At 72.3% G+C, this 7,994-nt stretch carries 4 protein-coding genes; 3 read left to right on the top strand and 1 reads right to left on the bottom strand.

Going from position 1 to position 7,994, the window contains the following annotated elements:
* The first annotated feature begins 692 nt into the window (after positions 1-692).
* Together AB0F68_RS05845 and AB0F68_RS05840 are read left to right on the top strand one after the other, a co-directional pair.
* The gene (locus AB0F68_RS05845; RefSeq protein ID WP_357333209.1) at positions 693-1,598 is read left to right on the top strand and encodes an NAD(P)-dependent oxidoreductase; all 906 of its coding nucleotides are present in this window, start codon (positions 693-695) and stop codon (positions 1,596-1,598) included.
* 249 nt (positions 1,599-1,847) lie between these two features.
* Positions 1,848-5,087, top strand: a complete 3,240-nt coding sequence (locus tag AB0F68_RS05840; protein ID WP_357333208.1) for a hypothetical protein — start codon at positions 1,848-1,850, stop codon at positions 5,085-5,087.
* A gap of 68 nt (positions 5,088-5,155) precedes the next feature.
* Here AB0F68_RS05840 and AB0F68_RS05835 read toward each other — a convergent pair whose 3' ends face one another.
* Complete coding sequence (locus AB0F68_RS05835) at positions 5,156-6,205, bottom strand: zinc-dependent alcohol dehydrogenase family protein (protein ID WP_357333207.1); 1,050 nt, start codon at positions 6,203-6,205, stop codon at positions 5,156-5,158.
* A gap of 437 nt (positions 6,206-6,642) precedes the next feature.
* On the opposite strand from AB0F68_RS05835, the gene AB0F68_RS05830 reads away from it, so the two are divergent.
* Positions 6,643-7,926: a cytochrome P450 gene (locus tag AB0F68_RS05830; RefSeq protein ID WP_357333206.1), complete on the top strand. Its 1,284-nt coding sequence runs from the start codon at positions 6,643-6,645 to the stop codon at positions 7,924-7,926.
* The last annotated feature ends 68 nt before the right edge of the window (positions 7,927-7,994 follow it).

The raw sequence follows: 7,994 nt of genomic DNA, 5'->3' as shown, positions 1-7,994 counted from the left end.
ACCGGCCGGAGGAGCGCCGCTCACGCGCCGGCCCGGTCCACCAGTTGCTCGTGATCGGGTATCGGACACCTGTCGCTGACGGCCGGCCGGCGTGCGGTCGGGTCGGCCCGGTGGAGCACAGCCGTGGGCACGGTGCGGGGCGGCGGGGACGCGGCCGACCGGCGGATCGGATCCGCGGTTCGGAAATTGCCGCCCCGGGCCTCGTGATCGGCTCGTCCATGCGACAGGTGCAGATCCCTCGATGGGAAATGCCTGCCCACATCATGGCACTGGTGATCTTCAATCGGATCCCCGGATCGTGCCGGTCGTCGATGCGTTCGGCCAGCCCGGTCGCACGTTCGTCTATTTCTCGATGGGCAGCAACTTTTCTGACTGCGCAACGCGTCACGGCCTGCCCAGCCTCGCCGTCGCACCGCCCGCTACCTGCGCCTTCGCCGGATCTTCCGGCATCCTCGGGTGGCCCGCCCGTCGGGTGGGAAGGGGGCCGGGGCCGGTGAATGTCCGGAGGCGGACGATTGACCGGATCGATGGGTGATGGCCTCTTCTACGTATCTGCGCCGCCCCTATCTCCATTTCGGAGGCAGTTTTGTAATGGGCGCGGATAGTGCGCATGGCCCCGTTTCCACCCGACCGGGCGCGGGAAGTGCCGGGCCGCGCGTGCGGCACGCGGCGCGGCAGGAAAGGATGTGGTCATGACCGACCCTGTGCCGCCCACCGTCCCCAGGCGTGTCGTCGTCACCGGCGCCGCCGGCAAGCTCGGTCGCGCCGTGGTCGCGCACCTGCGCGCGGCGGGCGTCGACGTGCTCGCGGTGGACCGCGCCGGCGGGCGCGACCCGCGCGACGTCGACGGCGAGTTCCTCCTGGTCGACCTCACCGACTACGGGCAGGTGGTGGAGGCGTTCACCGGCGGCGCCGACGAGCACGCCGGCGGCGTCGAGGCGGTGGTGCATCTCGCGGCGGTCCCGGCGCCCGGGCTGCTGCCCAACGCGGTGACCTTCGCGAACAACTCGGCCGCCACCTACAACGTCTTCGCCGCGGCCCGGGCGGCCGGGATCAAGCGGGTGGTGTGGGCGTCGAGCGAGACAGTGCTGGGGCTGCCGTTCGACACCAAGCCGCCGTACGCGCCGGTCGACGAGGAGTACCCGCCGCGCCCGGAGTCGACCTACTCGCTGAACAAGGCCCTCGAGGAGGAGATGGCGCGGCACTTCTGCCGCTGGGACCCGGAGCTGGTCATGGTCGGCCTGCGCTTCTCCAACGTGATGGACGTCGAGGACTACGCGGGGTTCCCCGCTTTCCAGGCCGACCCGGGGCTGCGCCGCTGGAACCTCTGGGGCTACATCGACGCCCGCGACGGGGCCCAGGCGGTCGAGCGGGCGCTCGCCCACGACCGTCCCGGCGCCGACGTCTTCGTCATCGCCAACGCGGACACCGTGATGACCAGGTCCAGCGCCAGCCTGATGGCCGAGGTCTACCCGGACGTCGAGGTCCGCCGGGAACTCGGCGAGCACGAGACCCTGCTCAGCATCGACAAGGCCCGGCGGGTGCTGGGCTACGAGCCGCGACACTCCTGGCGGGATCACATCGATCCCGCCGGTTGATCCGCCGATCAGCCGGCCGGGGCTCCGCTGAGCAGGGCCCCGCCGTCCGATCGGGGGAGCGGGTCTGGATCCGTAGGTGGTGCGGCCCGCCGGTGCGGCCGGAATTGGTGTCGTGCGGTGGAATCCGGTGCGGCGCGGTACCGCGCAAAGACCTTGCCTTCTACGGTGACGTCCGGCACGCGGGCGGGTGGACGTTGCCGGGGACCGACCCGGTGGTGCCGTCTCGGGCGTTCACAGGGAGTTGACTGGATGCAGGTCTGGAGTCGCACCGTCGCGGGTCTGGTCGCCGGGGCCGTCGTGGTGATGGGCGTACCGGCGGTCGCGGGCACCGTGGCCACCAAGCTCACCGCCACGAACGCCGGCACCACCGTACGGACCGGCGCGGCGGCGATGAGCGGCGGCGCCGCGCTCGGCGCGGCGCGTACGGTCGCCACCACGGCGCAGGCGGTGCCGGGGGACACCCGGCTGGTGCCGAGCGCGCCGCGTACCGACACGCCGAGGATCACCAACGGCGAGATCAAGGACCTGGAGGTGATCGGCAACCGGGTCTTCATCGCCGGCACGTTCACCTCGATCGCCAACGTCGGCGGGACGACGATCGGGCAGAAGTCGCTGGCCTCGTACAACCTGGACACCGGAAAGGTCGACACCGGCTTCAAGCCGACGTTCGACGGGTCCGTCGAGGCCGTCGAGGCGTCGCCCGACGGGTCGTCGCTCTACGTCGCGGGATCCTTCAACACGGTCGGCGGCGTCACCAAGCGGAAGATCGTGCGGCTCAACCCGACCACCGGCGCGCCGATCGCGGCGTTCACCGCGACCGCGAACGCCCGCGCCACCGCGCTGGCCGTGAGCAGCACCGCGGTCTACGTGGGCGGGCAGTTCAGCACGGTCAACGGGGTGAGTCGCAGCGGCCTGGTCGCGCTCAACCCGACCACGGGCGCGGTGGACACCGGCTTCAACCTGCCGCTCACCGGCGGCATCGGCGTCGGCGGCATGCTCACCGTGCAGCAGCTCAAGCTGACCCACGACCGGAGCAAGCTGCTCGTCGTCCACACCGGCCGGCAGATCGCCGGTCAGGACCGCTACGGCGTCGCCCTGGTCAACACCGCCACCAAGGCCCTGCTGCCGTGGCGTACCCGGCTGTGGGAGGACAACCTCTCCTTCGTCGGCGGCATCCAGCGGGTGTTCGCCGGTGACATCGCGCCGGACGACTCCTACTTCGTCGTCACCAGCGGCTCGGGCGGCGACCGCCCGCCGATCAACGACACCGCCATCGCGTACCCGCTCACCGGCGCCGACAACGTCCAGCCGCTCTGGGTGTCGCGGCACTTCGACAGCGTCTACTCGGTCGCCATCACCGCCACCGCGGTGTACGTCGGCGGCCACTTCAGCTGGCAGGAGTCGCCGACCTCCAACGTGCCCTGGCCCGGCCTGGACAACGTCGGGTACGGCACCGGCCAGGGCCTGAGCGGCTACGGCCTCGGCGACCAGGTGGTCCGCCGCGACCACCTCGGCGCGCTCGACCCCAAGACCGGCACCGCCCTGGAGTGGAACCCCGGCTCCAACTCGTACGAGGGCGAGAAGGCCATGCTGGCCACCTCCCGCGGTCTCCTCGTCGGCGGCGACGGCAACGTCAAGGGCGGCAAGACGGTCGGCCGGGTCGGCTTCTTCGACCTGTCCAAGGCGCCGGCGCCGGCGGCGGTGGACACCACCATCGTCACGCCCATCGAGGGCGCCGTGAAGCCGGCCAACGAGTCGTTCACGCTCGGCGGCCAGGCGCTCACCCCGGCCGGGGTCAGCCGCGTCCAGATCGAGATTCAGAACCGGAACACCAAGCAGTACCTGCAGGACGACCTCAAGACCTGGGGGGCCGCCAACACCATCAACGCCACGGTCGCCGCGGTGAACACCGCCTCGACCACGTGGACGCTGCCGGTGTCGCTGCCCTCCGGCGTCTACCAGATCCAGGCGAAGACGTTCGGCCGCGACGGCGTCGGTGACGCCACGAAGGCCGTCAAGAAGATCGAGGCCTTCCGCTTCGACGACCTGCCGCCGTCGACGCGGATCGACTCGCCGCCCGGTGGCCTGCTGGCCACGAAGAGCTTCGTCGCCACCGGCACCGCCACCGACGACAAGGGCGTCGGCTCGCTGATCTATTCGTTCCGCACCTCGGACAACCGGTACCTCCAGGACGACGGGACGGTCGCCCCCGTCTACAACACCTTCCGCGGCGAGCCGGACGTGATCGGCGCGCTGTCGACCACCTGGCAGTTCGAGGTGGCCCTGCCGATCGAGGGCCAGTGGAAGATGAGCGCCACCGCGGTCGACACCGCCGGCCAGAGCGACCTGCGCGGCGACACCCGGGACTGGACCGTCTCGTCGACCGGTGTCCCGCCGACGGTGGCCATCAGCGCGCCCGTACCGATGACCCCGCCGACCGCGGCCGCGCCGATCACCGTCGCGCCCGGCGCCGCGATCACCTTCGCCGGCACGGCCAACGACGACGACGCGCTGAAGTCGGTCGAGATCTACCTGCGCAACAACACCACCCGGGAGGCGCTGGCCGCCGACGGCACCTGGGGCGCCGACTCGGTCGCGGCCTACCACCGGATCTCGCCGACCAACCTCGACGCCGCGTCCTACTCGTGGTCCTTCACCACCGTGCCGCTCACCCCGGGTGTCTACGACTTCCGGGTACGGGCCACCGACAGCCTGGGCCTGACCACGTCGAGCACCAACCTGGGCCGGCTCAGCGTCACCGCGCAGGTGCCCGGCGACGCGTTCCCGAACGGCCTGCTGAGCTTCACCGGGGTGGACCAGAACGTCGACCGGTTGCACCTCGACCTGGCCGGCACGGCGACCGACGACAAGGGCGTGCAGAGCGTCCGGGTGGCGCTGCGCGACCTGGACACCGGCCGGTACGTGCAGCCGAACGGCACCATGGCCGCCGCCTTCGCCACGGTCAACGCCACGCTGGCCGCGCCGGGCGCGACGAGCACCGCGTTCAGCCTGTCGATCGACCTGCCGACCAAGGGCGAGTACAGCGTCGAGGCGTGGGCCGTCGACACGGCGGGCCAGCAGGACGGCTCCACCTCCGGCGCCACCGCGCGGTACCTCGTGTACCCCGGTGACCTCGATCCGCGGCTGGAGCCGAGCATCACCCCGGTGGAGGGTCAGGCCTACACCGGCGGCCGGATCGTGGTCAGCGGACGGGCCGTCGACGACCTCGGGATGCTCCGCGTGGAGATCCAGATCTCCAACAGCGCGGGTCAGGGGATGAACGCCGCCGGCACCTTCAGCACGCCGGGCACCCCCGGCAACTTCCCCTGGATCGCGTCCTTCCTGACCAGCCCGGGTTCCCCGGGATCGAACTTCGCGTACACCTCGCCGGTGATTCCGGCGGGCACCTACACCGTCTCGATCCGCGGCGTCGACAACTACGGGCAGCTCCAGCAGCCGCCGCGGACCGTCTCGGTGACCGTCGGCTGAGCGGCTCGGCCGCGGACCGGTCCACCCCTCGGGGCGGATCGGTCCGCGGCCCCGGTCGGGCGGTCCGCTCAGCGGGGCTCGATGAGGCACATTCCGGCCGCTGCGGGCCGGTCCATGGTGGTCAGCGCGTCCGGCACCTGGTCGAGGCCGATGGTGCGGGTGATCAGCTCGCCGGGGCGCAGCACCCCGGCGGTGACCAGCCGGAGCAGCTCCGGGTAGGCGTGTGCGGCCATGCCGTGGCTGCCGCGCAACTCCAGCTCGTACGCGATCACCAGCTCCATCGGGAGCGCCGGACGGCCCTGCGCGACGGGGAGGAGGCCGACCTGCACGTGCCGGCCGCGCCGCCGCAGGCTCTCGACGGACGCCGCGCAGGTGGCGTGACTGCCCAGCGCGTCGAGCGACAGGTGGGCGCCGCCGCCCGTCGCCTCCCGGACGGCCGCAGCCACCGCGCCGGGCCCGGTGAGCGAGCCGCCGTCCAGACAGACCGTCGCCCCGCAGCGCCGGGCGAGTTCCAGCGCGCCGGGGGAGATGTCGACCGCCACCACCCGCGCCCCGCAGGCTGCCGCGATCATCACGGCCGACAGGCCCACGCCGCCGCAGCCGTGCACCGCCACCCACTCGCCCGCGGCCACCCGCCCCTGGCTCACCACGGCCCGGAACGCCGTGGCGAAGCGGCAGCCGAGCGCCGCCGCCGTCGGGTGGTCCAACTCGTCGGGAAGCCCGACCAGGTTGACGTCGGCGTGCCGCACCACCACGTACTCGGCGAACGAGCCCCAGTGGGTGAAGCCGGACTGCGTCTGCCGCTCGCAGACCTGCTGGTCGCCCGCGAGGCAGGCGGGGCACCGCCCGCAGGCGCAGACGAAGGGCGCGGTGACCCGGTCGCCGGGCCGCCAGCCACGGACGTCCGCGCCGACCGCCGCGATCACACCCGCGAACTCATGCCCGGGGACGTGCGGCGGGCGGACGTCGGGGTCGTGTCCCTGCCAGCCGTGCCAGTCGCTGCGACACAACCCCGTCGCCTCGACCCGGACGACCGCGCCGTCGGGCGGCGCCACCGGGTCCGGCACCTCGCGGACCTCGGGTCGGGCACCGAACTGGTCGAAGATCACCGCACGCATGACCCGCATCCTCACACGGGCGAGGTTCCGTCCGGAGCCGGGCCGGCCGGCGCATACCACCGCTTCGGCGCGCGACGGTTGCCACGATGCGAGCGTGACAGCGCCCGGCTGGTATCTGGTGGGGGCGCCGTGGGACGGCTCCGCGCTCTTGACGGCCGGTCAGCGTATTTTTCGAGAGCGCAAATGGAATGAGTGGGTGGCAAACATCTTTAGCCACGTCTCACGGTAAGGTCGTTCACGCTGCTCATCGCGAGAATCGGTGCGCAATGAGCGGGCCGCAAGTTGCATATGAGCCAGGAATTGACAAGACCGCAAGAATGCAATTCCCAGGGCAAACCCATTGACGTTCGCAAATCTTGACTTGATTCGACGAGGGGCGCACCGTGAAAGGTGCCGGCACCCGAGGGGTCGCCGGGTCGCCATTTCAGGAGGCGGTCATGCGGTGGAATCCGTTCGCCGGCGCGTATCTCGCCGACCCGGCGCAGGTGTGGCGGCGGCTCCTCGACTCCCCAGGCGGGGTGCACCACGACGAGGACCTCGGGCTGTGGCTGATCACCCGGCACGCCGACGTGCGGCGCGCGCTCGGCGACACCGAGAGCTTCGGCAACACCCTCACCCTCGCGCCGGTCTACGACGTCTGCCCGGAGGCGCTGGCCGTCATCATGCAGATCGACGCCCCGCCCACCACCGCCGCCGCCGATCCGCCGGTGCATCCGCGGACCCGCCGGGCGCTGCGGGCCACCCTCGCCAACACGGCCGACCGGGTCGAGCAGCGGTACGGCGGGATCGTCCGGCGGCGGGTCGACGAACTGGTATCCCGCCTCGCCGCCCGTGCCGGGCAACAGGTCGACCTCGTCCGGGAGTTCACCACCGAGCTGCCCCTGCTGGTCCTGCTCGACCTGCTCGGCGTGCCGGAGCGGGACATCGGCCGCGTCCGGGCCTGGGCGGACGGCCAGATCGCCCTCGTCTGGGGGCGGCCGGATCCGGCGGAACAGGTCCGGCTGGCCGGGGGCCTGCTGGAATTCTGGCGTTACTGCCAGGACCTCGTGCGGGACCGGCTCGACGGTGGCCGGCCCGGCGACGGCTACGTCGATCAGTTGCTCGCGTACCGGGGTGGCGACGACGAGGTGCTCACGGTCGCCGAGGTGTCGAGCGTCGTGTTCAACCTCCTGGTCGCCGGGCACGAGACCACGGCCGGGCTGCTCGCCCACGCGCTGGACCAGGCGCTCTCGGACCCCGGCCGGTGGCCGATGATCGCGGCGGAGCCGCACCGGGTGCCCGCGTTCCTCACCGAGACGCTGCGCTTCGCGCCGGCCATCGACGGGTGGCTGCGGGTGACGAAACGGCCGGTCACGCTGGGCGGCGCGACCATTCCGGCCGCGGCGCGCTGCCTGCTGCTGATCGGCGCCGCCAACCGGGACCCGGCGGTGTTCGCCCACCCGGACCGGTTCGACCCGGGGCGGACCGACGCGAACGACCACCTCTCCTTCGGGCACGGGCCGCACTTCTGCATCGGCGCGGCACTGGCCCGGATCGAGGCCGGGATGGCGCTCACCCGGCTCGCCGTGGCCGTACCGGGGCTGCGGCTGGCCCCCGGGCACCGCCGGTTCTACCAAGCCAACGTGGCGTTCCGGGCGCACCGCGGCCTACCGGTGGTCATCGACACCGCGGTGCCGTCCGGCGGGCGGGCGGCCCCCGCCGTCGAGCGACCGGCGGCCTGACCGCGCCATGCGGGGCGTTGACCTGCGGACGCCGTCACGGAGCGGAGTCATGTCTTCACACCCGTCGG

This window comes from Micromonospora sp. NPDC023966, assembly GCF_040639095.1.
Lineage (GTDB): Bacteria > Actinomycetota > Actinomycetes > Mycobacteriales > Micromonosporaceae > Micromonospora.
The sequence above is the reverse complement of the archived record's forward strand: the minus strand, read 5'-3'. Positions and strand labels throughout refer to the sequence as shown.

Coding starts and splice junctions, on each gene's coding strand:
- AB0F68_RS05835 (WP_357333207.1), bottom strand. CDS start 6,205: ATGCGTGCGGTGATCTTCGACCAGTTCGGTGCCCGACCCGAGGTCCGC.
- AB0F68_RS05840 (WP_357333208.1), top strand. CDS start 1,848: ATGCAGGTCTGGAGTCGCACCGTCGCGGGTCTGGTCGCCGGGGCCGTC.
- AB0F68_RS05830 (WP_357333206.1), top strand. CDS start 6,643: ATGCGGTGGAATCCGTTCGCCGGCGCGTATCTCGCCGACCCGGCGCAG.
- AB0F68_RS05845 (WP_357333209.1), top strand. CDS start 693: ATGACCGACCCTGTGCCGCCCACCGTCCCCAGGCGTGTCGTCGTCACC.